Origin of the sequence: Sphingomonas sp. Leaf9 (assembly GCF_001421355.1) — a bacterium.
In the GTDB taxonomy this organism is placed as follows: domain Bacteria; phylum Pseudomonadota; class Alphaproteobacteria; order Sphingomonadales; family Sphingomonadaceae; genus Sphingomonas.
Window position 1 is genome coordinate 50,109 of sequence record NZ_LMKC01000001.1, and the last position, 22,644, is coordinate 72,752.

A 22,644-nucleotide genomic window follows, 5' to 3' on the forward strand; every position below is an offset into this window, starting at 1 on the left:
TTGTCAACCGCGCTCCCGGTACTTTGGCTTTGTCGAACGGAACCTGGTTTCGAACGGCCGGGAATTGAAGCACGCAGAACCATGGAGCAGATTATGCAGAAGATCCGTACCTTCCTGAAGAACAGCAAGGGCGCGACGGCCATCGAATACGGCCTGATCGCAGCGCTGATCGCCGTCGCCGCGATCGCCGCGATGCAGGGCCTGGGCAACCAGCTGAAGCTGACCTTCGGCAACGTCACTGCCAACATGAAGGCGTCGTAAGACCCTTCGCACCAAGGATAGGGTGGCGGGACGGGGGTCCCGCCACCCTATTTTATTGTCCGCACGCAACCGCGTCTCCGGACAGGGCAAGTGGTTACAGGCGACCCATCGCCAGGAATTTCTTGCGCCGCGACTGCCGCAGCGCTGCGCCGTCCTGCGCCGACAGCGCGTTCAGCTCGCCATCGATCGCATCGCCCAGCGCCGCGATTGCCGCTGCCGGATCGCGATGCGCCGCGCCCAGCGGTTCGGCCACGATCCGGTCGATGACGCCCAGCGCCTTCAGATCCTGCGCCGTCACCCGCATCGCTTCGGCCGCTTCCGGTGCCTTGTCCGCCGTCCGCCACAGGATCGACGCGCAGCCTTCCGGGGAAATCACCGAATAGACCGCGTGCTCCATCATCAGCACCTTGTTGCCCGCCGCCAGCGCGATCGCGCCGCCCGAACCCCCTTCACCCAGGATCGCCGACACCATCGGCACGCCGAGGTTCAGCGCCGCCTCGGTCGAGCGCGCGATGGCCTCCGCCTGCCCGCGCTCTTCGGCCTGGATGCCGGGAAACGCGCCCGACGTGTCGACCAGCGTTACCACCGGCAGACCGAACCGATCGGCCAGCTGCATCAGGCGGATCGCCTTGCGATACCCCTCGGGCTTGCCCATGCCGAAATTGTGGCGCAGCCGTGTCGCGGTATCGTCGCCCTTTTCATGGCCAATCACCATGACCTTGCGCCCGCGGAACCGCCCGATCCCGCCCAGGATCGCCTGATCGTCGGCAAAGGCGCGGTCGCCGCCCAGCGGCATGAAGTCGTCGACCAGCCCCGCGACATAATGCTTGAAATGCGGCCGCTCCGGATGGCGCGCGACCTGCGTCTTCTGCCACGGGGTCAGCTTCGCATAGGTTTCGCGCAGCAGCCGGTCGGACTTCGTCTGCAACCGCCCGATCTCGGTCGCGATGTCCAGTTCCCCATCGGCGGCGGTGTCGCGCAGTTCGTCGATGCGCGCCTGCAGCTCGGCGATGGGTTTTTCGAAATCGAGGAAAGTAGCCATGGTCCGCGCCCTATGGCCGTGTCCGCCCGGCGTCAATCAGCGGGTGGAGTTCGCCCACCAGCTGCACCAGCCGCGATGCATCGACATGGGTATAGATTTCGGTGGTCGCGATATCGGCATGGCCCAGCATCGCCTGCAACGCGCGCAGGTCCGCGCCCCCTTCCAACAGGTGCGTGGCGAATGCGTGGCGCAGGACGTGCGGGCTGATCCGGTCGGGCGCGATCCCCGCCTCGCCAGCCAGCGCGCGCACGATCTGGTACAGCCGCATCCGCGACAAATGCCCCTTGCCCGACGGGAACAGCCAGGGGCTGTCCGCCGGCACATGCGCCCGCCATCGTGCCACCGCCGAACGCGACCGGTCGGACAGCGGCACCATCCGCTCGCGCCCGCCCTTCCCCTTCAGGATCATGTACGGCCGATCCGACACGATGCTCCCACGCGGCAGCGACACCAACTCGGTCGCACGCAGCCCCGATCCATAGAGCAGCTCGAACAGCGCGGAGAGCCGCAGGTCGTTGCGGTCGGGCGGCACCCGCGCGATCCGCGCATCGATCGCGGCGAACATGGCATCGATATCGCGGTTCGACAGGGTCTTGGGCAATCCGCGCGATGTGCCGGGCCGGGGCAGCGCCGCCCCGGGATCGTCGGCCCTGAGCCCTTCTTCCGCCAGGAACGCAAAGAACCGCCGCAGCGCCGCCGCCTTCCGCGCCACCGTCGACTTGGCGAGATCGGCCCAGCCATCGGCCAGCCGCCCGATCGCATCCGCATCCGCCCCGGCCAGCCGCCCGCCCAGCGCATCGGACGCCAGCGACAAATCGGTGCGATACGCGGACAACGTGTTGCGCGCCGCCCCCGCCTCCGCCGCCATCATTTCCAGAAAGCGGTCGATCAATACCCGGTCGCCACCGGGCGCGGTCACGCCCGACCCGTCACGACCGCGCGATCGCTTCCGCCGCGATCATCCGCGCCTCACCCTCACGCCCCGCCGCGCGCAGCGCCGCGACGATATGGAACAGCGCCTCGGCGGGCACCCCGCGCCAGTCGGACGTCTGCATGCCGGTGGCGGCGAGGAGCAGCACCGTGCCCCCCTCGCCATTCACGCCGGCACGGTCGATCGCATCGGTCCACGGATTGCGCGCCCCGACCGCGACGTTCAGCTCGCGCGCCATGCCCTGCACCTGATCGCGGGGCAGCCGGCCCAAGCCGGCGAGCGCGGCGAACAGCAACTGCCCCTTCCGCGCATTCTGTCCGGCATAGTCCGACACCGCGCCCGCCGCGACCGACCGTCCCATAGGGTCGGCGACGGTCAGCATCGCCCAGCCATCGCTGCCGACCGGAATGACCCCGCGCCAGCGCAGCGCCGGCAGGTCCAGCCCGGCGGTCAGCATCGACGCGATCAGCTGATCGGCATCGCCGGCGTGATCGGCGACCGGCGCGATCATCGCTGCCGCCCGCGCGGTCAGCACGCGCCGCGCATAGCCGAGCGGCGTGGTGATCGCCGGTTCCCAGAACTGGCGCAGCATCGCCAGCCGATCGGTATCGCTGCCGGTAAAGGCGGTGCGCAAATCGCTCGCCAGCGCGGTCTGCGTGCTGGTCGCATCCTCGTCGGTGGTCAGCTGGGCATAGAGGTCGACCAGCGCCTCGCTGGACACCACCCCTTGCGCAGCGGCCAGATCGGCATCGGCCAGCCGCAGGTTCGGCGCATATTGCGGCGCGGTCGCGTGCCAGTAGCGGACCTGTGGCCCAACGCCGCCGAACAGGCCGGCGGGGACCGGCGTCGCGCTGGCGGCAGCCATGCCGTAGCGCCACGCGGTCAGCCGGTCGATACCATCCCATTCGATCGTCGCGGCCCGGCGGCCCTGCGCGCCCTTGCCGACCAGCTTCTCGGCCAGCGCGACGTCGATCGCGCCGCCGCCCGGCGCCTGTCGCCGCGCCTGATCGACGATCCGCCCGGCCTGCGCCGCCTCACCCGACAGGCCGAGGCAGATGGCGTTGGCCAGCCGCCAACCGCGTTCGTTCGACACCCGCATCGCCGGCGCGTTCAGCGGGCAGAGACCGCCCGGATCGCCGGTGGCCAGCATCGCCTGCATCGCGATCTGGTAGAGCTTGGGCGTATAGTTATCGATGTCGACCGACTGGACCAGCGCGCGCGCCGGGGCGGCTTCGCCCATCCGCACCAGCAGCCACGCACGCTCGGCGGCGAAATCCGCGCCGTCGACGCCCGCCGGAGTGGCAATGTCGGACACCAGCGCCCGGCGCAGCGCGATCGAGACCCAGCGCGACGCGACCGGCGCGTCGAGCGAACGCATGATCCGTTGCAGCCACGGCCCGTCACTCGTGCCAAAGGCATTGCCGCCGAACGCGCCACCCTGTCCGGCGATGCCGATGCTGGCGGTCGAGCGCCGCGCATAATCGGGCAGCTCATATTGGCGCAGCGCTTCGGGGCTGATCGGGCTCGGCGTCGCGGTGGCACTCGGCACCGGCGACGGCTCGGCCCCCGGAATGCCGGGAACACCGGGCAATGGCTGCACGATCGGCGCGGCCGGCGCGAAATTGGGGGTGCCGGGTACAGCGGGCGCGGTCGGTCGGCCGCTCGCACGCGGGGTCGGCGTGGGCGCCGGGGCCGGTGCATCGCCGAAGCCCGGCGGCAATAGCGATTCGGGCACGTCCTGTCCGATCGCCGGTACCGCGACCGCGATCAGCGCGGCGGCAGCGATCCCGACGCGCAACCGGTCAGTTGGCGAGGTTTTCAAGCGAAACCGCCTTTTCGATCTGGGTCGGCTGCTGCTCGGTCGACCGCCCTGCCAGCACGAACATGCCCGCGACCAGCGCGACGACGACGACGATAAGAATGACAAGCGAACGCGACATGGATCAGATCGTCCCGAATACGATGGGCCAGGGAAAAAGACGGCGACGCGCCTTTTGCCCGATCGGCGGGGCGGCTGTATAGCCCCTCCCGCAATGCTGCAAATTCAAGACTCCCTGCCCCACCCCGCCCCCCGCTGGACCGGCCGCCCGATCGTGCTGGTCGGGCTGATGGGCGTCGGCAAATCCACCGTCGGCCGCCGCCTGGCGCAGCGGATGAAGCTCGATTTCGTCGATGCCGACAATGAAATCGAACATGCCGCCGGCATGACCATCGCCGAAATCTTCGAACGGTTCGGCGAGGAACATTTCCGCGACGGCGAACGCCGGGTCATCGCCCGGCTGATCGACGGCACGCCGAAAATCATCGCGACCGGCGGCGGCGCGTTCATGCAGCCCGATACCCGCAACCTGATTCTCGGACAGGCGCTGGCAATCTGGCTCGACGCGTCGCCCGCGGTGCTGGCCGACCGGGTGCGCCGCCGCGACACCCGCCCGCTGCTGCGCGGCAAGGACCCGGAAAAGGTGCTGACCGAACTCGCCCGCGTGCGAAACCCGGTCTACGCCCTTGCGCCGATCCATATCGTCAGCCAGCACGCGCCGCACGACGCCACCGTCACCGCTATCCTGAAAGCCATCGGCCAATGACCGTCATTCCCGTCGACCTCGGCACCCGCAGCTACGATATCGTGATCGAGGACGGCGTGCTGGCGCGGGCGGGCGACCATCTGGGGCCGATCGCGCGCGGGCGGCGGATGGTGATCGTGGCGGACGCGCAGGTGCCGATGCACCTCGCGACGCTGCGCGCCTCGCTCACCGCGTCGGGCATCGCCAGCGAGGTGATCGAGATCCCGGCGGGGGAGGGTTCGAAAAGCTGGGCGACGCTCGAATCGCTGCTCGATTCGCTGCTGGCGCTGGGCGTGGAGCGCGGCGACCATATCGTCGCGCTGGGCGGCGGGGTGATCGGCGATCTGGTGGGCTTTGCCGCCGCCATCCTGAAACGCGGCTGCGGCTTCGTACAGGTACCGACGACGCTGCTCGCGCAGGTCGATTCGTCGGTCGGTGGCAAGACCGGGATCAACACCCGCGCCGGCAAGAACCTGGTCGGCGCGTTTCATCAGCCCGCTTTGGTGCTTATCGACCCGACCACCCTCGACACGTTGCCTGCCCGCGAGGTGCGCGCCGGCTATGCGGAGGTCGTGAAATACGGCCTGATCGACGATCCCGATTTCTTCGCATGGTGCGAATCGCATGGCACCGCGCTGTTGCTCGGCGATCCGCAGGCCCGCACCCACGCCATTGCCCGCTCGGTATCGGCCAAGGCGCGGATCGTCGGCGCCGACGAACGCGAGACGACCGGCACCCGCGCGCTGCTGAACCTCGGCCATACCTTCGGCCACGCGCTGGAGGCCGAAGCCGGCTTCGACGGATCGCTGCTGCATGGCGAAGGCGTGGCGGCCGGTATGGCGCTGGCCTTCGCCTATAGCGCCGAGCAGGGGCTGTGCCGCGCCGAGGATGCGGAGCGGGTCGCCGCGCATCTGCGCGCCGCCGGCCTGCCCGACGGCCTTGCCGCCGCCGGCATCGCCGAATCGGGCGACACGCTGGTCGGGCACATGCTCCACGACAAGAAGCGCGAGGGCGGCACGCTGCCCTTCCTGCTCGCGCGCGGCATCGGGCATACCTATCTCGACCGCTCGGTCGATCTGGGACAGGTCGCTGCGTTCCTCGACCGGCAGCCCCGCTGATGCCGCAGGGCGTTGCCAAGCGCGACCTGCCGACGAAGGTCTGCCCGGTGTGCGACCGCCCCTTTGCCTGGCGCAAGAAATGGGCGCGCGACTGGGATAATGTCGTCTATTGCTCCGACCGCTGCCGGCGGACGGACAAGGCTGATTAACCGGATCACAGGCTTTCATGATATATCCCGACGGATCGCATGCGGTCGGGATCGGCGGAATGGAGCATCAGCGAAAGGCGCGGCTGGCGGGCGGGAACGGGGCGCTGGCATGGCTGGCCGATCCGGTCGTGGCCGTGCCCGACGCGGCGCGACCGATGCTCTACGCCGCGATATTGGCCGCGCCCAAGGTCGTGGTCATGGGCGCCCTCACCGGCATCACCATCAGCCTCGCCGCTGCGCTGCGCACCGGGCTGTCCATCTTCTGGGTCTTCTCCCTTCTCGAAGTGGTCGTGCTGCTCCTGCGCCTCCGGACGATCCGGCAGGTCCGCCACGCCTATCGCGCCGGACAATTGCCGACGATCGAGGGATCGATGCTGCTCTCGATCGGCTGGTGCGCGTTGCAGGGGCTGTCGGCGCTCGTCATCGCGCTGACCGGCGATCTGGTGCTGACGACGATCGCCACCGCCTTCATCCTCGGCCTCGTCGCGCCGATCTGCGCCCGCAATTACGCGATGCCGCGGATGGCGACGCTGATGGTCATGCTGTGCGACCTGCCGTTCAAGGTCGGCCTCGCCCTGTCGGGCGAATTGCTGCTGTGGATGCTCCTGCCGATGACCCTGCCGCTGTTCATCGGCGTGCGCGCGCTGCTGGGCAGTTTCGGGCGGATGCTGGCGCTATCGCTCGAAGCCGCCGAGCGCCAGCGCCACCTCGCCAGCCATGATCCGCTGACCGGTCTCGTCAATCGTCACGGCCTCGACGATGCGCTGGCGCGACTGGCCGACCCGCCGCATCGCCCGCTGGTGCTGCTGTGCATCGACCTCGACCAGTTCAAACCCGTCAACGACCGCTATGGCCATGCGGCGGGCGACGGCGTGCTGGTGGAGGTCGCCGCACGGCTGCGCCAGATCGCACCCGACACCGCAGCCATCGCGCGGCTGGGCGGCGACGAATTCATCGTGGCGATTCGCGACCTGCCGCCCGACGCCGCCCAAACGCTTGCCGAACACGTGCATGACGCGCTGTCCGCCCGGCGCTACCGCATTGATGACGACATAGCCGCTCCGGTCGGCGCAAGCATCGGCTATGCCTGTTTCCCGGAGGACGCCGCGACCCTCGGCCAGTTGCGCCGCCGCGCCGATGCCGCGCTCTACGCCGCTAAACGCGCCGGCCGGCTCTATCGCTACGACGACAGCCTGGCGCCGGTGAACGACGCCGCCTGAGTGTCAGGGGATGTCGCGCTGTTGCGCCTGCTGGTCGCGCCGCCATGCGAACCAGTTGCGCAGCATCGCCTGGGTACAGCCGGTCTGCCCGCCGGTCCCGACCACCGAACAGCTGTTCGGCCGCCCGACCCGCGCCTCTTCCATCGCGCTGTCGGCCCTGACCGCCCAGCTGGCACCCGCCGACGACCTGTCCGGCGGCGCGCGGAAGCGCTTGGGGATGCGATACCGCTCCCCCTCGTCCAGCCTCGCGCAGACCACGATCTCGTCGTCGCTGGCAGGCTTGGGACACGCGTCCTTGCCATAGACGGTGGCGTTGCGCACCCGCTGCGGCGGCGGATCGGCGGGCGCATCCTGTGCCAGCACCGGCGTCGCGATCGCAAGCGCCAATCCCGCCCATACCCAACGCGCCATATTCGTATCTCCTGACCCGCGATCCATACGCGACCGCATCGATGACCAGAACATGAACGCGCAAAGATTCCTGCCGTTGCACGCTGCCCACAGGACGCTATGGCGGTGCCATGATCCTCGTCATCGACAATTACGACAGCTTTACCTGGAACCTGGTCCATTACCTGATGGAACTGGGCGTGGAGGTCCGCGTCGAGCGCAACGACAGCATGACCGCGGCACAGGCGCTGTCCAGCAATGCGCAGGGTTTCCTGATCTCGCCCGGCCCCTGCACCCCAACCGAGGCCGGCATCTCGCTCGACCTGGTGGCTGCCTGTGCCGAGGCGCAGCGCCCGCTGCTGGGCGTCTGCCTCGGCCATCAGGCGATCGGCCAGCATTTCGGTGGAAAGGTCGTGCGCGGCGGGCTGATGCACGGCAAGACCTCGCCGATCGAGCATGACGGCACCGGCGTCTTCGCCGGCCTCCCCTCGCCCTTCACCGCGACGCGCTATCACTCGCTGATCGTGACCGATATTCCGGACGTGCTGGCGGTCAACGCCACCGCGTCGGACGGCAGCGTCATGGGTTTCCGCCACCGCGAACTCCCCATCCACGGCGTGCAGTTCCACCCCGAAAGCATCGCCACCGAACATGGCCACGCGATGCTCGCCAATTTCCTGAAGGACGCAGGGCTTCCCGCGACGATGCCGGCATGACCGTCACCGCGCTCCTCCCCGATCCGTCGACGCCGCTCGCCCACGAAAGCGCGGCGCAAGCCTTCGCCGCGATCCTCGACGGCACGGTGTCGGACGACGCCATCGCCACCTTCCTGATCGACCTCGCCATTCGCGGCGAGACGAGCATCGAGATCGCCGAGGCCGCCCGCGCGCTGCGCCATCGCATGATCCCGATCCACGGCCCGGCGGACGCGATCGACGTCTGCGGCACCGGCGGCGACGGGCACCATACCCTGAATGTCTCCACCGCCGTCAGCCTGGTCGTCGCGGCCAGCGGCGTCCCCGTCGCCAAGCACGGCAACCGCGCCGCCTCCAGCAAGGCCGGCGCCGCCGATACCCTCGAAGCGCTCGGCCTCGATATGGGGCGGGCCGGCGCGATGGCCGAAGCGACGCTGAGCGATATCGGCATCGCCTTCCTCTTCGCCGCCAACCACCATCCGGCGATGAAGCGCATCACCCCCATCCGCCAGCGGATCGGGCGGCGCACCATCTTCAACCTGATGGGGCCGCTCGCCAATCCGGCACGCACCACCCGCCAGCTGATCGGCATCGCCCGCCCCGATTACGCGGCGGTCTATGCCGAGGCGATGGAACTCCTCGGTGCCGAAACCGCGCTGATCGTGTCGGGGGAGGAGGGGCTGGACGAAATCTCCGGCGCCGGTCCGACCATCGTCGTGCCCGTCGGCATGACCATGGCCGACCGCATCGTGCCGGAAGACGCCGGCCTGTCCCGCCACCCGATCAGCGCGATCCGCGGCGGCGACGCCCATCACAACGCCGCCGCGCTCCGCGCGCTGCTGCGCAGCGAAAAGGGTCCGTATCGCGACGCGGTGCTGCTCAACGCCGCCGCCGCGCTGCTGATCGCCGATACCGCCACCGACCTGACAGACGGTGCCGAACGCGCCGCCGAGGTCATCGATTCGGGCGCGGCCGACCGCCTGCTCGACCAATGGATCGCCTATTCATGACGATGCTCGACACCATCCTCGCCACCAAGCGCGCCGAAGTCGCCGCCCGCAGCGCCCGCGCCAGCATCGCCGACCTCGACGCACGCGCCAGCGAACAGAGCGCCCCGCGCGGCTTTCGCGCCGCGCTCGACGCCCGGCCCGGCCACGCGCTGATCGCCGAGATCAAGAAGGCCAGCCCGTCCAAGGGGCTGATCCGCGCCGACTTCGATCCCCCGGCCCATGCCCGCGCCTATCAGGCCGGCGGTGCCGCCTGCCTCTCGGTCCTGACCGATATCGACTATTTCCAGGGCGCCGACGAGTATCTGGTCGCCGCTCGTGCCGCGTGCGACTTGCCGGTCCTGCGCAAGGACTTCAACGTCGATCCCTGGCAGGTTGCCGAGGCCCGTTCGCTGGGCGCCGACGCGATCCTCATCATCGTCGCAGCATTGTCCGATACCCAGATGGCGGAGATCGAGGCCGCCGCGATCGAGCGCGGCATGGACGTACTGGTCGAGGTCCACGACCGCGCCGAACTGGACCGCGCGCTGGCACTACAGTCGCGGCTGATCGGAGTAAACAACCGTAATCTCAAGGACTTCTCGGTCAGCTTTGAGCGAACCTATGAACTGGTCGGCCATGCCCCGGCCGGCTGCACCTTCGTCGCCGAAAGCGGCCTGACGTCCCGCGCCGATCTCGACGTGATGGCCGAACACGGCGTCCGCTGTTTCCTGATCGGTGAGGCGCTGATGCGGCACGCCGATGTCGAGGCGGCGACGCGGGCGATGATCGCTTGAGCCTGACCCATCTCGACGCCGATGGCAGCGCGCACATGGTCGATGTCGGCGGCAAGGTTGCGACCCGACGCCAGGCCATCGCCACCGGCCGCATCGTAATGGCAGCCGAAGCGCTGAGCGCGATCCGCGAAGGGTTGGTGAAAAAGGGCGACGTCCTCGCCGTTGCCCGCGTCGCCGGCATCATGGCGGCCAAGCGCACCAGCGACCTGATCCCGCTCTGCCACCCGCTGCCGCTGACCAAAGCGTCGGTCGATTTCGCATTCGAAGCCGACGCCATCCGCGTCACCGCAACGGCCGCGACCGATGGCAAGACCGGGGTAGAAATGGAAGCGTTGACAGCAGCTTCCACCGCACTCCTCACCATCTATGACATGGCGAAAGCGATCGACAAGGCGATGGTGATCGAGGGCGTATGCCTGCTGGAAAAGCAGGGCGGCAAGTCCGGAGACTGGGTTCGGGGCTAAGCGCCGGTTTCCCCCGCGGCGGCGGTGCAACCACCTCTACCCCAACCGTCACCCCGGGCTTGACCCGGGGTCCCGCTTCTTACTTCTCTCCGAACGAGAAACCGAAACCCCGGATCAGGCCCAGGGTGACGATCAGACGCAAAGGCCCAGCCCATGTCCCTCCTCCCCGTCGCCGATGCGCAGACCCGCGTCCTCGCCCTCGCCCGCCCCGTCACCCCCGAAACCCTACCGCTGACCGAAGCGCTCGGCCGCTTTGCCGCCGCCGACGTCATCGCACTGCGCACCCAGCCCGCCCGCCCGCTCTCGGCGATGGACGGCTATGCGATCCGCTTCGACGACCTGCCCGGCCCATGGGAAGTGATCGGCGAAAGCGCCGCCGGTGCCGCCTTCCCCGGCACGGTCACCGCCGGACAGGCGACCCGCATCTTTACCGGCGCGGCGATGCCCGCCGGGACCGATTGCGTGCTGGTACAGGAAGAGGCGACGCGCGACGGTACCCGCCTGCACCTGTCGGGTGAAGGCCCGGTACGCGGCGGCAATGTCCGCCGCGCCGGCCTCGATTTCCGCGAAGGCGAGCTGCTGATCGCCGCCGGCGATCGCATCACTCCCGCCCGCGCCGCACTCGCCGCGATCGCCGGTCACGGCACGCTGTCGGTCGGTCGCCGCGCCCGCATCGCCATCGCCGCGACGGGCGACGAACTGGTCCCCGCCGGACAGGCGTTGCGCGAAGACCAGCTACCTGAATCCAACGGGTTGATGCTCGCCGGCCTGCTCGCCGACCTGCCCGTGGAGCGCATCGACCTCGGCATCCTGCCCGACCGGATGGATGCGCTGGTCGACGCCTTCACCGCGGTCGATTGCGACCTGCTGGTCACGACCGGCGGTGCGTCGGTCGGCGACCATGACCTCGTTCGCCCCGCGCTGGCGGCGGCGGGCGGCGAACTCGATTTCTGGCGGATTGCGCTCAGGCCGGGCAAGCCGATGCTGGCAGGCCGGCTGCGCGATGCCGCCGTCCTCGGCCTGCCCGGCAACCCGGTGTCGTCGTTCATCACCGCGCTGCTGTTCGTCCGCCCGCTCGCCGCGCGGATCGCCGGTGCCGCCGACCCGATGCCCCGCAGCACCCGCGCGACGCTCGCTCATCCGCTGCCGGCCAATGGCGCGCGGCAGGACTATCTGCGCGCCACGCTGATCGACGGACAGGTGTCGACCGCCGCCATTCAGGACAGCTCGATGCTGCGCACGCTCGCCCGTTCCGATTCCCTCATCGTGCGCGCGCCCCATGCCCCGGCGGCCGATGCGGGCGACTCGGCGGAAATCCTGCAACTCGCTTGACGGCGTATAAATCGTTTCCTATTGGTTCCACGTCTGTTCCGACGGAGGACGTTTATGCTGACGCGTAAGCAGCACGAGTTGATCTGCTTCATCGACGACCGGTTGAAGGCAACCGGGGTCTCCCCCTCGTTCGAGGAGATGAAGGAAGCGCTCGACCTCAAGTCGAAGTCGGGCGTCCACCGCCTGATCTCGGCGCTGGAGGAACGCGAATTCATCCGCCGCCTGCCCAACCGTGCCCGTGCGCTGGAAGTGTTGCGGATGCCCGACCGCCCGGTCGCGAAAAAGCCGGTCGCCAAGCCTGCCGCAACGCCCCGTGCTGCCCCGCAGCCCGCCAACGACGTTGTCGAACTGCCGCTGCACGGCCGCATCGCCGCCGGTGTCCCGATCGAGGCGATCGAGGGGCAGGCGACGCTACCCGTTCCCGCCGCGCTGCTCGGCGCCGGCGACCACTATGCGCTCGAGGTGGCCGGAGATTCGATGGTGGAGGCCGGCATCCTCGACGGCGACTATGCCCTGGTCCGCCGCACCGAAACCGCCCGCGACGGCGAAATCGTGGTCGCGCTGATCGAGGATAGCGAGGCGACGCTGAAATATTTCCGTCGCGAGGGCGCGATGATCCGCCTCGACCCCGCCAACCGCAGCTACGACCCCCAGCGCTACCGCCCCGAGCAGGTGCGGGTGCAGGGCAAGCTGGCCGGACTGCTGCGTCGCTACTAACTCGCAACAGCACATTTGACCGCGAAAACGCGGCGAGTGTGAACTTTGTGAACTTTGGCCAAATAGCCTTTGGCTGACAGTCACTTAGCCAAAATGCTAAATCACGGGTGCTGGTCCGTTTGACGCGGACCAGTGAACTTACCGTCACCCCGGCCTTGCGCCGGGGTCCCCTTCTTTGTTAGAACAGCGGAAACCCTACCGCCCATTCCCTGGCGCATAGGGGGTCCGAACCGCCTTGTACCACGCCAGCGGATGCGCCGGCGGCACCACACCTGCCGGCAACGCCCGCCCCGACACCTCGGCGAAATAGGCGATACAGGCATCCCGCCACCACTGCGCCTCGGCCCGCTGGATCGTCAGGAACTGGCTGACCTCGGCATGGCGCTGGTCATCCACCTTTCCTTTGAGCGCCGCCCACTGCCCCTGCATCGCCGCGACCTCGGCCACGCCCCGGTCGTACCGCCCGACCAATTCCTCCCACAGCGTCCGCCCCGACGCCATCCGCCGCTCCCACGGCACATGGTGGAACCACAGCAGCAGGTCCTCGGGCACCGTCGCCGGATCGCCCCACCGCTTTGCCAGTGCCGGCGCATATTGCCCGACCGCATCGCTACCGCTCCGCGTCCGGTCGAACCCGATCCCCACGCGGTCGGCCTTGTGATAATAGACCGGGTTCCAGTCCGGTCGCGCCAGATCGTCGACCCACGGCCCCGGCCCATAATGGTGCCCGGTCGCGAACAGGTGGTGCAGCCCCAGCGGCATCATGTAATCGACCACCGCCTGCCGCGACCGCAGCATCATCGCCGCCGCCGGCTCGGCCACCGCCTGCCCCCACGTCATCGCCGCCCAATCGCGCGCGATTGCGTCCGCCCGGTCATCCGGATTCCACGCCAGCCGCCCAAAGGCATACCAGTTCGCCTGATCGAACTGCGACCCGGACCAGTTACGGTCCGTCCCGACATTGGCGACCCCCGCCATCCCGCTCAGCCCACCCGGCCGTGCCAGCACGTCGGCAACGGTCGAACCCTTTCGCGGACGCCAGGTGTCGCTGCGCAGCACCTCCTCCCACATCGGCCCCAGATAGGCGAGGTGGGTGGCGAACCCCAGATACTCCTTGGTGATCTGCACTTCCATCATCAGGGGCGTGCGCGGCATCGCCCCGAACAGTGGATGGAACGGCTCGCGCGGCTGGAAATCGATCGGTCCGCTCTTGACCTGCACGATCACATTATCGGCGAATTTCCCGTCGAGCGGCTGGAACTCGCTATAGGCCTGCTTCGCGCGATCCTCTGGCTTGTCATGGGCATAGACGAACGCCCGCCACATCACGACCCCGCCATGGGGTTTGAGCGCGGCGGCCAGCATGTTCGCGCCCTCGGCATGGCTCCGACCATAATCCCCCGGCCCCGGCTGCCCCTCCGAATTGGCCTTCACCAGAAAGCCGCCGAAATCGGGGATGCGGGCATAGATTTCGTCCGCCTTTGCCTGCCACCATGCCGCAACCTGTGGGTCGAGCGGGTCGGCGGTCTTCAGGCCGCCGACCTCGATCGGGGCGGAGAATTTGGCCGAAAGGTAGACGCGGATGCCCCACGGGCGGAAGATCGCCGCCAACCGCTCGACCTTCTCCAGAAACGCCGGGGTCAGCATGTCCGGGCTGGCATTGACGTTGTTCAGCACGGTCCCGTTGATCCCGACCGACGCATTGGCCCGCGCATAATCGGTATAGCGCGGGTCGCTGAAGCCCGGCAGCTTTTGCCAATCCCACAGCGACTGCCCCGCATAGCCACGCTCGACATAGCCGTCGGGATTATCCCAATGGTTCAGCACCCTAAGCGCCAGCCGCGGCCGCTCGACGATCGACAGTCGGTCGAGTGCCTGCCCGGCCTGCGCGATCCGCAACAGCCGGAACGCGCCATACAGAACCCCCACCGGCCGGTGCGCTGCGATCACCGTGACGGCATGCCCGTCGACCACCACCGATCGCAGCACATAGCCCTCCGGCCCCAGTTCCGACAGCGGCAGGCGCAATGCCGAGATCCGCGACGACCGGGCAGTCCCGATCAAAATTGCCCCGTCCGCCATAGCACCCGCCGAAACCTGCCGACCGGTCAGCCCCGACAGTCCGCGCTCCAGTTCCGCCGCCGCGTGCGCGATCGTGGCATCCTGCTCATCCCGAACGACCACCGTCGCCTTCGCAGCGACCGCCGCCGCCTGCGGTGCCGGAAGCGTCCGATAGCGCAGCCACAGGTCATAGCCGTCCTCGGCACGGGCCGGCGCCGTCCACGCCATGCACAGCAGTACCGCCCACCCGATCGCTCTAAGCATCCTGCATCCCTTCCTCCCGTCTGACCGACGGCGTTGACTTGAGGGTATCATCCCAGACATGGTAACGCTACCACGTCAAAGAACGTGGGAGAGGGAGAGCCTGATGACCATGATCGATCGCCGCAGCATGTTGGCCGGAGGTGCCGCGATGTTCGCCGCGCAAGGCGTTTCCGCAACCCCGGCAGTGTTGACGCCGAAGGCCGCTGCCGCACAGCGCGGCCGCCGCTTCGGCTCCGCCTTCGCCTGGGCTCCGCCCGGACGTGATGCCGCGTCGTTCAACAATCCGGCCTATGTCGCACTGCTGCAGCGCGACTGCGCGGTGCTGGTCGCCGAAAACCAGATGAAGTGGCAGGCACTCCGCCCCGCCGCCGACCGGTTCGACTTCACCCAGTTCGACGCGATGGTCGATTGGGCGATGCGGCACGGCTTCGCGATGCGCGGGCACACGCTCTACTGGGCCTATTCCAAATGGTTTCCGGCGTGGCTCAACAACCAGGATTTCGGGCAGCGCCCGGCGACGGCAGCGGCGGGCATCCTCGACCAGCATATCGAGACCGTCACCAAACGCTATGGTCGCAAGATCGACAGCTATGACGTGGTGAACGAGGCGGTCGATCCCGATACCGGGGACTTGCGCGAAACGTCACTGTCGCGGGCGATGGGCGGGACGGCCAATGTCCTCGACCACGCCTTCCGCACCGCCCGCGCTGCCGTGCCACATGCCGAGCTGGTCTATAACGATTATATGAGCTGGGAAGATGGCAACGAGAAGCATCGCGCCGGCGTGCTGTCGTTGCTGGAGGCGTTCCGCCAGCGGGGCACGCCGGTCGATGCGCTGGGCGTGCAGTCGCATATCGGCCTGTTCCAGCCGACAACCAATGCCGGTGCGGTCGCCCACCGGTTGGAGCCCGAATGGCGGCGGTTCCTCGACCGGGTGGTGGCGATGGGATACCGGCTGGTCATTACCGAATTCGACGTGCGCGATCGCGGCCTGCCCGTCGCCGTGGGTCCACGCGACCGCGGCGTCGCCGACTTTGCGCGCGCCTATCTGGACATCATGCTGTCCTATCCGCAGCTGGGGGACGTCCTCGCCTGGGGCCTGAGCGATCGCTACAGCTGGCTGCGCGGGTTCGAACCGCGTCCCGACGGTGCGGTCGCGCGCGGCTGCCTCTATGACATGGACCTCCGCCCCAAGCCGCTGCGCGATGCGATCGTCGCGGCGCTGGCCGGCGGCGTGCCACGCAAACGCTGAACCGGCGGCGGTGTTACCCGCCGCCGCCCATCAATAATCGCGGCTGTAGCGCAGCGATGCGTTCGACCCGCCGAACGATCCGGTCTGCGACAACAGCCTCAGCGTCTTGGTCAGCGCGATCTGGATCTGCGTGGCGGTGAAGCCGCGCGCGTCGGTGATGATCTCGACATAGATATCGTCGGTCAGGTACTTGCCCGCCGCCAGCGACGTGCCGCGCCCGCTCGCCTCATCGCCGCCCATCACCCGCAGCCGGTCGAACCCGGTTGCCGAACGCAGCTTGCCCAGCGGGTTCAGCCCGCCACCACCCGAGCCGCGCAGCGAGTTCAACGCCGCCGCCAGCTGGATCGCCTCGGTCGCCGACAGGTTCGTCACCGAACTGCCGAACAACAGCCGTGACAGCACCTCGTCCTGCGCCAGCGACGGCGTGGAGTTGAACGCGATCTGCGGCGCCTGCGCGGTGCCCGACACGTTGATCGTGGCAGTGATCCCCTCGGCAGTGGTCGATGCGACGATATCGATGACGGGGTTCATATAATCCTCGCCCTCGAACCGGATCATGCCGCGTTCGACCTCGAACCGCTTGCCGGCGAACGAATAGGTCCCGCGCACGAGCTGCAACTGCCCGTTGATCGTCGGCGCGGCGGACGTGCCGGCGACGCGCAGGTTCGCCTGCCATTCCGATTCCAGCCCCATGCCCGACACGAACAGCCGGTTGTCGGCTCGCACCCGCAGCGCGAGGCGGAACAGGCCGGCGGATGCCGCCGCCTGCCGCTGCTGCACGGCGTTCGGCCGGTTCGCATCGCTCTTGCGCCGGACCCCGGTCAGCTCCGGCACTTCGGCCGCACCCTGGCGGATGATCTGGTAGCGGGCCTCGGGGATGATGATATCGCCCGAGATCAGCCCACCGTCGCGCCCGTTCTGGATACGGATGTCGCCGGTCGCCGACGCGCCCAACGCATCGCTGCGCGCGAGCTGGGCATTGCGCAGCTGTGCCTTGATATCGATCGGGAAGCCGCTGTTCGCCGCCAGCCCGACCGTGCCCTGTGCAGCGACCGTCCCTTCGCCGGCACGCGCGCGCATCTGGGTCAGTTCGAACCGATCGTTGGTGAACCGCCCGTCGATGCCGAGATTGGTCAGCCGGGTGCCCAGCGTCTCATTCTCATAGGTCAGGTTGTTCGCCCGGACGATGCCGGTCAGCTGCGGTGCCTGCACCCGTCCGCCGAAATCGGCGGCAAGGCCGATCGGCCCCGACAATTGCTGGTCGGCCAGCCCCGCGAAGGAGAACAGCACGCCCGCCGGCCCATTATACCGGATGCCGCCCGACAGTGGTGCCGCCAGCATCCGCGTGACCCACGATCCGCTGCCCGGCGGCAGCGGCCGGAGGTTCGCGACCATCCGCCCCACCGTCGTCGTGCCGCGCCGGATCAGCGCACGGCCGCTGCCGCCTTCGGGACGAAGATCGCCGGCAAAGACGATATCGACCGGTTCGGAGATCGAGGCGAGGCTGGTCCGCTGGAAATTGCGGATGGTCAGCCGGGCATCTGCGCGCGGGAAGCTCTGATCCGCTGCCTGCGCGAAATCGAGGCTGCCCGTCGCGGTGCCGCCAAGCCCGGTGTCGGGGACGAAGGCGTTGACGATGCTCAGGTCCAGCCGGTCGAGCCGGGTCTGGATCGACATGCCATTGCCATAGACACCCGCCGCACGGATCGAACCCTGCGCGAAATCGATACGGGTCGGATACAGGCGATAGCCGCCCGGAGCCGAGGTGATCCGCGCCGGGTTGACCGTCTTGAACGGGATCGAATTGGCGACACCCTGCAACGCGACCAGGTAGTCGTTCGGCCGCAGCCGCGCATTGGCCGCGACCCGGAACGGGACGCCCGACGATCCTTCGGTAAACAGCTGCGCGGTGCCGTTGCCGCCGCGATAGTTGATCTTGGCGCGGCTGCGCTGGACGACGAAATCACCCATCGACAGGTTCGCGACCTGCGCGTCGGCGACGATTTCCGGCTGGTCGTACAGCACCGCGCTGCCGGTCACGATCGCGCGACCGATCCGCAGGCCCATATTGCCGGGGATCACCGCGTTCGATGCCTGCGCATTGACGTCGGCGCGCTGGAACTTGCCCTGCGCCGACAGTCGGGCGATGCCCGCGACGCCCGATCCGGCGAAGTTCACCCGGCCCGCGAACGGGCCGGCGTCGGTCGCTTCGATCCGGCCGTCGATGTTCATGCCGGCAAAGGTCGCCGAACGGATGTCGGCCGCCAGGCGCGGCGCGGTCGACAGCAGCACGTCGGCGCGGAACGGGCCGTAATCGGTGTTGCCCGTCGCCTGGATCGCATAGCGATCACCCTGCCCGCGCACCCGCGCCTCCAATCCGGTCAGCCCGACACCGACACCCGGTCGCGCGGCCCGCAGCAGCACCTGCGGCGCGGCAACGGTACCGGTCACCCGTGCGGTAAGCGGACCATATTGCGTCGAATATGCATCGGCATTGAACAGCAGCGGCCCGGCCGGATCATACCGTCCCGAACCGTTGGTGATGCGGAACTGTGGCGCGTTCATCCGCACGTTGGCGAAGCTGACGATCCCGTCCGGCCCCACCCCGACATCCGCCCGCGTGGTGGTGACATTGCCGCCCAGGAAGTTGCGGATGCCTTCGTTGAACAGCCGCGTCGTCTGCGCCACGACCCGCCCCTTGATCCCGAAGCCGCCATTCGGCGCGGCGTAGAGGCTGGCATCGGTCGTCAGGTTCAGGATGCCGATGCTGGCAACCTCGTAATCGTTGATCCGCCCCTTGATCGCACCGGTATAACGCCCGGTGGTCAGGTTCGCGGCTACGATCGCGGTCGCATCAATCCGGTCGGATCGGATACGCAGATTGTCGGACAGCACCTGATCGCCCGAAATGGCCAGGTCGCCGTTCAGCGCGACATTGGTGACCAGCCCGCCGACGGCCGCGTTCAACCCGGAAATCCGGCGCGCTTTCGCCGCGATCGGGATCAGGATGCGGTTGGAATCGACCGTCGCCTTGCCCTCGGCATATAGCTGTTCGACGACGGTTTCGCCGAAGCCCAGTGCGGCGGCCTGTACCTTGTAATCCACGGTCGGCGTGGCGAACGCACCGTCCAGCACGACGGCGGCGCGCACCGATCGGCCGTTCAGGTTCGGCGCGATCGCCCCGGGCGTCAGCAGCATCGCTTCGGTGCGGAAATTGCCGAACCGGCTGTTGCCCAGATCGAGCAGACCGGCGGCGTTCACTGCCAGCGCGCTGGAACGCAGCTGGATGCGCGTATCGGCCTTGCGGTTTGCCAGCGCGGCGTCGATCGCCACGACCATGCGCGGAGCGGTCAGCCGCTCGACCGGTCCCAGCAGGATCAGCCCCGGCCGCGTCGATCCGCGCACCGTGAAACGACCATCGCGACCGGTCAGCGCTAGGTCGGCAAGCGGCTGTCCGCCGAGCGTTCCGGCCAGCCGTCCGCGCCAATTGGCCCAGTCCCCCTGCCCGTCGACCGTGGCGACGATCGGCGCCTTCAGCCCGGCCATGCCGGCAATCATGCCATTGGCCGGCCCGGTGATCCGCGCATCGACGTCGAACCGGTTATCGTCGGGAACGGCATCGAGCTTCAGTGCAACCCGGTCGCCGCCGGCCACGCCCGGCGCGGCGATGGTTGCGGCATTGGCGGTCACCTGTGCGCGGCGGTCGGCGATATGCACCTCACCGTCGAGCTTCGCGAGATGGCGCTGCCCGGTCACCGCCGGCCCGACCTCGATCCGGTCGACGACCAGGCGGTTCACATCGATGTCATAGTCGGGCAGCAGCGGCGCGTTGAGATCGCTCGGCGGCGTGTCCTTCAGCACCGGATTGCGGGCGTAGCGGACCAACGGGCTGGTCAGGCTGCGGATATCGACATGCCCGTTCGCAAAGGCGAAGGGCCGCCAGTCAACCGCGATCGCCGGCGAATAGGCGAAGACACCCTTCGTATCGCTCAGCCGCAGGTCGCGAACCGTCATCGCGCCGTAGAGCGATCCATCGATCCGTCCGATATTTACCTTCAGCCCCGAGGCGGTGGTGTAGCCGTCGAGCTTGCCGACGACGAACCCGCGCCCCGGCCCAGTGTTCAGACCGAACACCAGCGCCACGAGCAGGAGCAGGAGCGCGACGATCGCGATGCCGATCCATTTCAGGATTTTGACCCATAGCGGGCGGTCACGCACGACGACGGTTTCGGTGGCGGGCATGTCGATGTCGGTCATCAGAATGCCTGCCCGATCGAGATATAGAGCGCGATCTTGGATTCTCCGGGGCGCCGGGCGATCGGCGTCGCGACATCGACCCGCATCGGGCCGAAATTGGTGTAGAAACGGCCGCCGATCCCCGCGCCAAAGCGGAGGTCGGAGCCTTTGGGCAGGCTCGATTCATAGACCTGCCCGGCGTCGATGAACGGCACGATCCCGAAATTGCCGAAGCGATAGCGCGCCTCCAGCGCGAATTCGTTCAGGCTGCGGCCGCCGATCGGCCGGTTGAGGTTGTTGCCATCCTCGTCCACCTCCGGCGTGCGGGGGCCAAGCTCCTGAAAGCCGAAGCCGCGCACCGACCCGCCGCCACCGGCATAGTAACGCCGCGACGGGGCAAGGTCGTCGCGCGCGATCCCCTGGATTGATCCGGCGCGGGCGCGACCGGCGATGACGATGCTCTCGCCGATCGGGTAATATGCGGTTCCTTCGACCATGAACCGGCCATAGGGGCGCGTGGCCCCCTGCACCGATGCTTCGGGGCTGGCGTTCAGTTTCAGGCGGAAGCCCTTGGTCGGGTTCAGCAGATTGTCGGACGTGTCGAACCCGGCGAACAGCGGCAGCGCGGCGATGCCATAGGTCTTGCGACGACGCGCGCCGACGTCGAAGTCATAGGTGTCTTCGTTGGTGCCGATCAGTTCGGCGCCATAGGCATAGGTAAAGCGCTTCTGCCAGATCGGCGTGGAATCGTACGACCAGCGGATGCCGAGCGTCCCGGTAAACGCCTCGAACGCGTTATAATTGCTGCGGCTGGCATTGGCGAGAATCTGGAAGGTCCGATCGCGCCGCCCGGCGTTCGACCGGCGGAACGTGACGCCCGCCCCCTGTTCCTGCGTTCCCGCCACGCCGCGCACGATCAGCGCACCTTCCGGCGGGAAGAGATTGCGATGCGTCCACGATCCTTCGAGGCGGATACCCTGCCCCGTGCCATAGCCCGCTTCGCCGGCCAGCGTCCGTGCCGGCCCGGCGTCCTGCTTGACCAGCAGATTGACATATTCGGTGCCGTCCGGCGCGACCTGCCCGGTGCGCTGCGGCTCGACCGACACGCCCGAGAACAGCCCGGTCGACACCAGCGCCGCGCGCAGGTCGTCGACCTTGCGATTGTCGTACAGCTCGCCCTGCTTGAACCGGGCGAGCACGCCGACATGCTCGGCATCGAAGGCGAGCTTGCCCGTCGTGGAATAGGTGCCGAACGACGAGCGCGGCCCGGTCGTTACAGGCAGGGTATAGGCCCCGGTGACGGTCGTATCATCGAGCAGAATATCGCGCTGGCCGACCTGGACGAACGGATAGCCCTGCTGCGGCAGCTTCAGGCTGACATTGGCCTCTGCCGCCTGGATACGTTCGGCATCGATCGGATCGCTGACCTTCAGCGGCAGCTCGCGCTGGACCAGGTTCGGCGGTACGGTCGGCTGGGTATCGATGCGGATCCAGCCCAAGGTGAACTGCTTGCCCGGAAGGGCCGTGACGACCGCGCGCACCTTCTGCCCCGGCGGTGTTTCGATCGCGGAGGTCGCGGTGCCGTCATAATAGCCCTTGGCGCGCATGATCCGAACGGCGAGTTGCTCGTCCTCCTTCGCACGGGCCTGCACCATCGCGGCGTTCGCGGCCTTGCCATCGCCTTCGCGCAGCGCCGACAGCGCGCGGAACTGCGTCTCGCCATCGATCGCGTCGAGGCCCTTGATGACGGTATCGTAACGGATTTCCACCGCGCGCTTGTCGTCCACCCCGGCGACTTCGACCGGGGTCACGTTGAACGACGACAGCGGCGTCAGCGGCTGGGCAAGCTCGGGCGCTTCGGGCTGTACCGCATCGGGCAGGGTTTCGGCGGGGAGCTGCGCTTCGGTCGCGGGCGCGGCCGGTGCCGGCAACGGCTGGACCTGCGGCGCCGGCGACGGCTTGGCATCAAATCCCGACAAGGGCTCAAGCGGCGCGTTAATGTCGCTGGAAAGGCTGGGCAGCGCCGCCTCGAACTCGCGATCGGGAACGATCGGCTCGATCGGCGGTTGCGCGGTGGTGGCGGTCGTCGGCGGTGTAACGCGATCCTGTGCCCTCGCGACCGGGATCATCATCGTACTGGCAAGCAGCGCAACCACCGTCGAGGC

General features: G+C 68.3%; 20 protein-coding genes. 12 read left to right on the forward strand and 8 right to left on the reverse strand.

Annotated features, from left to right (window positions below):
* Positions 1-93: 93 nt before the first annotated feature.
* Complete coding sequence (locus tag ASE58_RS00235; protein WP_055761707.1) at positions 94-261, forward strand: Flp family type IVb pilin; 168 nt, start codon at positions 94-96, stop codon at positions 259-261.
* A gap of 94 nt (positions 262-355) precedes the next feature.
* Here ASE58_RS00235 and ASE58_RS00240 read toward each other — a convergent pair whose 3' ends face one another.
* The 4 genes from ASE58_RS00240 to ASE58_RS18160 are packed head-to-tail and all read right to left on the reverse strand — an operon-like array spanning position 356 to position 4,174.
* Positions 356-1,303 carry an acetyl-CoA carboxylase carboxyltransferase subunit alpha gene (locus ASE58_RS00240; protein WP_055816922.1) on the reverse strand — a complete coding sequence of 316 codons (948 nt, stop codon included), beginning with the start codon at positions 1,301-1,303 and terminating at the stop codon, positions 356-358.
* Between the two features lie 10 nt (positions 1,304-1,313).
* Positions 1,314-2,222, reverse strand: coding sequence for a tyrosine-type recombinase/integrase (locus ASE58_RS00245; RefSeq protein ID WP_268795042.1), 909 nt, complete (start codon positions 2,220-2,222; stop codon positions 1,314-1,316).
* 10 nt (positions 2,223-2,232) lie between these two features.
* Positions 2,233-4,056 carry a hypothetical protein gene (locus ASE58_RS00250; RefSeq protein WP_055816924.1) on the reverse strand — a complete coding sequence of 608 codons (1,824 nt, stop codon included), beginning with the start codon at positions 4,054-4,056 and terminating at the stop codon, positions 2,233-2,235.
* Complete coding sequence (locus ASE58_RS18160; RefSeq protein WP_200909265.1) at positions 4,037-4,174, reverse strand: hypothetical protein; 138 nt, start codon at positions 4,172-4,174, stop codon at positions 4,037-4,039. The genes ASE58_RS00250 and ASE58_RS18160 overlap by 20 nt, the downstream gene beginning before the upstream one ends.
* 93 nt (positions 4,175-4,267) lie before the next feature.
* Between ASE58_RS18160 and ASE58_RS00255 the strand changes: the two genes are divergently transcribed.
* From ASE58_RS00255 to ASE58_RS00265, 4 genes are read left to right on the forward strand one after another with little or no spacing between them, the layout of a single operon-like run.
* Positions 4,268-4,819 (forward strand): shikimate kinase, encoded by a 552-nt coding sequence (locus ASE58_RS00255; RefSeq protein WP_055761302.1) that lies wholly within the window; start codon positions 4,268-4,270, stop codon positions 4,817-4,819.
* A complete protein-coding gene (gene aroB, locus ASE58_RS00260; protein WP_055816926.1) occupies positions 4,816-5,916 on the forward strand; it encodes a 3-dehydroquinate synthase in 1,101 nt (366 codons plus the stop codon). The genes ASE58_RS00255 and aroB overlap by 4 nt, the downstream gene beginning before the upstream one ends.
* Entirely contained in the window at positions 5,916-6,065 is a 150-nt protein-coding gene (locus ASE58_RS17320; protein ID WP_082467498.1) for a DUF2256 domain-containing protein, read from the forward strand. Before aroB ends, ASE58_RS17320 begins: the two co-directional genes overlap by 1 nt.
* Positions 6,066-6,082: 17 nt before the next feature.
* Positions 6,083-7,285: a GGDEF domain-containing protein gene (locus ASE58_RS00265; RefSeq protein WP_055816928.1), complete on the forward strand. Its 1,203-nt coding sequence runs from the start codon at positions 6,083-6,085 to the stop codon at positions 7,283-7,285.
* Between the two features lie 3 nt (positions 7,286-7,288).
* On the opposite strand, the gene ASE58_RS00270 is transcribed toward ASE58_RS00265, so the two are convergent.
* Positions 7,289-7,696 (reverse strand): hypothetical protein, encoded by a 408-nt coding sequence (locus ASE58_RS00270; RefSeq protein WP_055816930.1) that lies wholly within the window; start codon positions 7,694-7,696, stop codon positions 7,289-7,291.
* Between the two features lie 110 nt (positions 7,697-7,806).
* Between ASE58_RS00270 and ASE58_RS00275 the strand changes: the two genes are divergently transcribed.
* The 6 genes from ASE58_RS00275 (at position 7,807) to lexA (ending at position 12,666) form a co-directional block, all read left to right on the forward strand.
* A complete protein-coding gene (locus ASE58_RS00275; RefSeq protein ID WP_055816932.1) occupies positions 7,807-8,391 on the forward strand; it encodes an anthranilate synthase component II in 585 nt (194 codons plus the stop codon).
* On the forward strand, positions 8,388-9,380 hold the full coding sequence (gene trpD / locus ASE58_RS00280) for an anthranilate phosphoribosyltransferase (protein ID WP_055816934.1): 993 nt from the start codon (positions 8,388-8,390) through the stop codon (positions 9,378-9,380). The genes ASE58_RS00275 and trpD overlap by 4 nt, the downstream gene beginning before the upstream one ends.
* A complete protein-coding gene (trpC, locus tag ASE58_RS00285; RefSeq protein WP_055816936.1) occupies positions 9,377-10,153 on the forward strand; it encodes an indole-3-glycerol phosphate synthase TrpC in 777 nt (258 codons plus the stop codon). Before trpD ends, trpC begins: the two co-directional genes overlap by 4 nt.
* Positions 10,150-10,617, forward strand: coding sequence for a cyclic pyranopterin monophosphate synthase MoaC (gene moaC, locus ASE58_RS00290; protein ID WP_268795043.1), 468 nt, complete (start codon positions 10,150-10,152; stop codon positions 10,615-10,617). The genes trpC and moaC overlap by 4 nt, the downstream gene beginning before the upstream one ends.
* A 153-nt stretch (positions 10,618-10,770) precedes the next feature.
* Positions 10,771-11,949 (forward strand): molybdopterin molybdotransferase MoeA, encoded by a 1,179-nt coding sequence (locus ASE58_RS00295; protein WP_055816938.1) that lies wholly within the window; start codon positions 10,771-10,773, stop codon positions 11,947-11,949.
* Between the two features lie 54 nt (positions 11,950-12,003).
* Entirely contained in the window at positions 12,004-12,666 is a 663-nt protein-coding gene (lexA, locus tag ASE58_RS00300; protein ID WP_055816940.1) for a transcriptional repressor LexA, read from the forward strand.
* A 195-nt stretch (positions 12,667-12,861) separates the two neighbouring features.
* Here lexA and ASE58_RS00305 read toward each other — a convergent pair whose 3' ends face one another.
* Positions 12,862-14,991, reverse strand: a complete 2,130-nt coding sequence (locus ASE58_RS00305) for an alpha-glucuronidase family glycosyl hydrolase (protein WP_082467500.1) — start codon at positions 14,989-14,991, stop codon at positions 12,862-12,864.
* A 103-nt stretch (positions 14,992-15,094) separates the two neighbouring features.
* Between ASE58_RS00305 and ASE58_RS00310 the strand changes: the two genes are divergently transcribed.
* Positions 15,095-16,243, forward strand: coding sequence for an endo-1,4-beta-xylanase (locus tag ASE58_RS00310; protein ID WP_055816942.1), 1,149 nt, complete (start codon positions 15,095-15,097; stop codon positions 16,241-16,243).
* Positions 16,244-16,273: 30 nt separating this feature from the next.
* Here ASE58_RS00310 and ASE58_RS00315 read toward each other — a convergent pair whose 3' ends face one another.
* Both ASE58_RS00315 and ASE58_RS00320 read right to left on the reverse strand, forming a co-directional pair.
* Positions 16,274-20,500: a translocation/assembly module TamB domain-containing protein gene (locus ASE58_RS00315; protein ID WP_055816944.1), complete on the reverse strand. Its 4,227-nt coding sequence runs from the start codon at positions 20,498-20,500 to the stop codon at positions 16,274-16,276.
* On the reverse strand, positions 20,500-22,611 hold the full coding sequence (locus tag ASE58_RS00320; protein ID WP_082467604.1) for an autotransporter assembly complex protein TamA: 2,112 nt from the start codon (positions 22,609-22,611) through the stop codon (positions 20,500-20,502). Before ASE58_RS00320 ends, ASE58_RS00315 begins: the two co-directional genes overlap by 1 nt.
* Positions 22,612-22,644 lie beyond the last annotated feature (33 nt).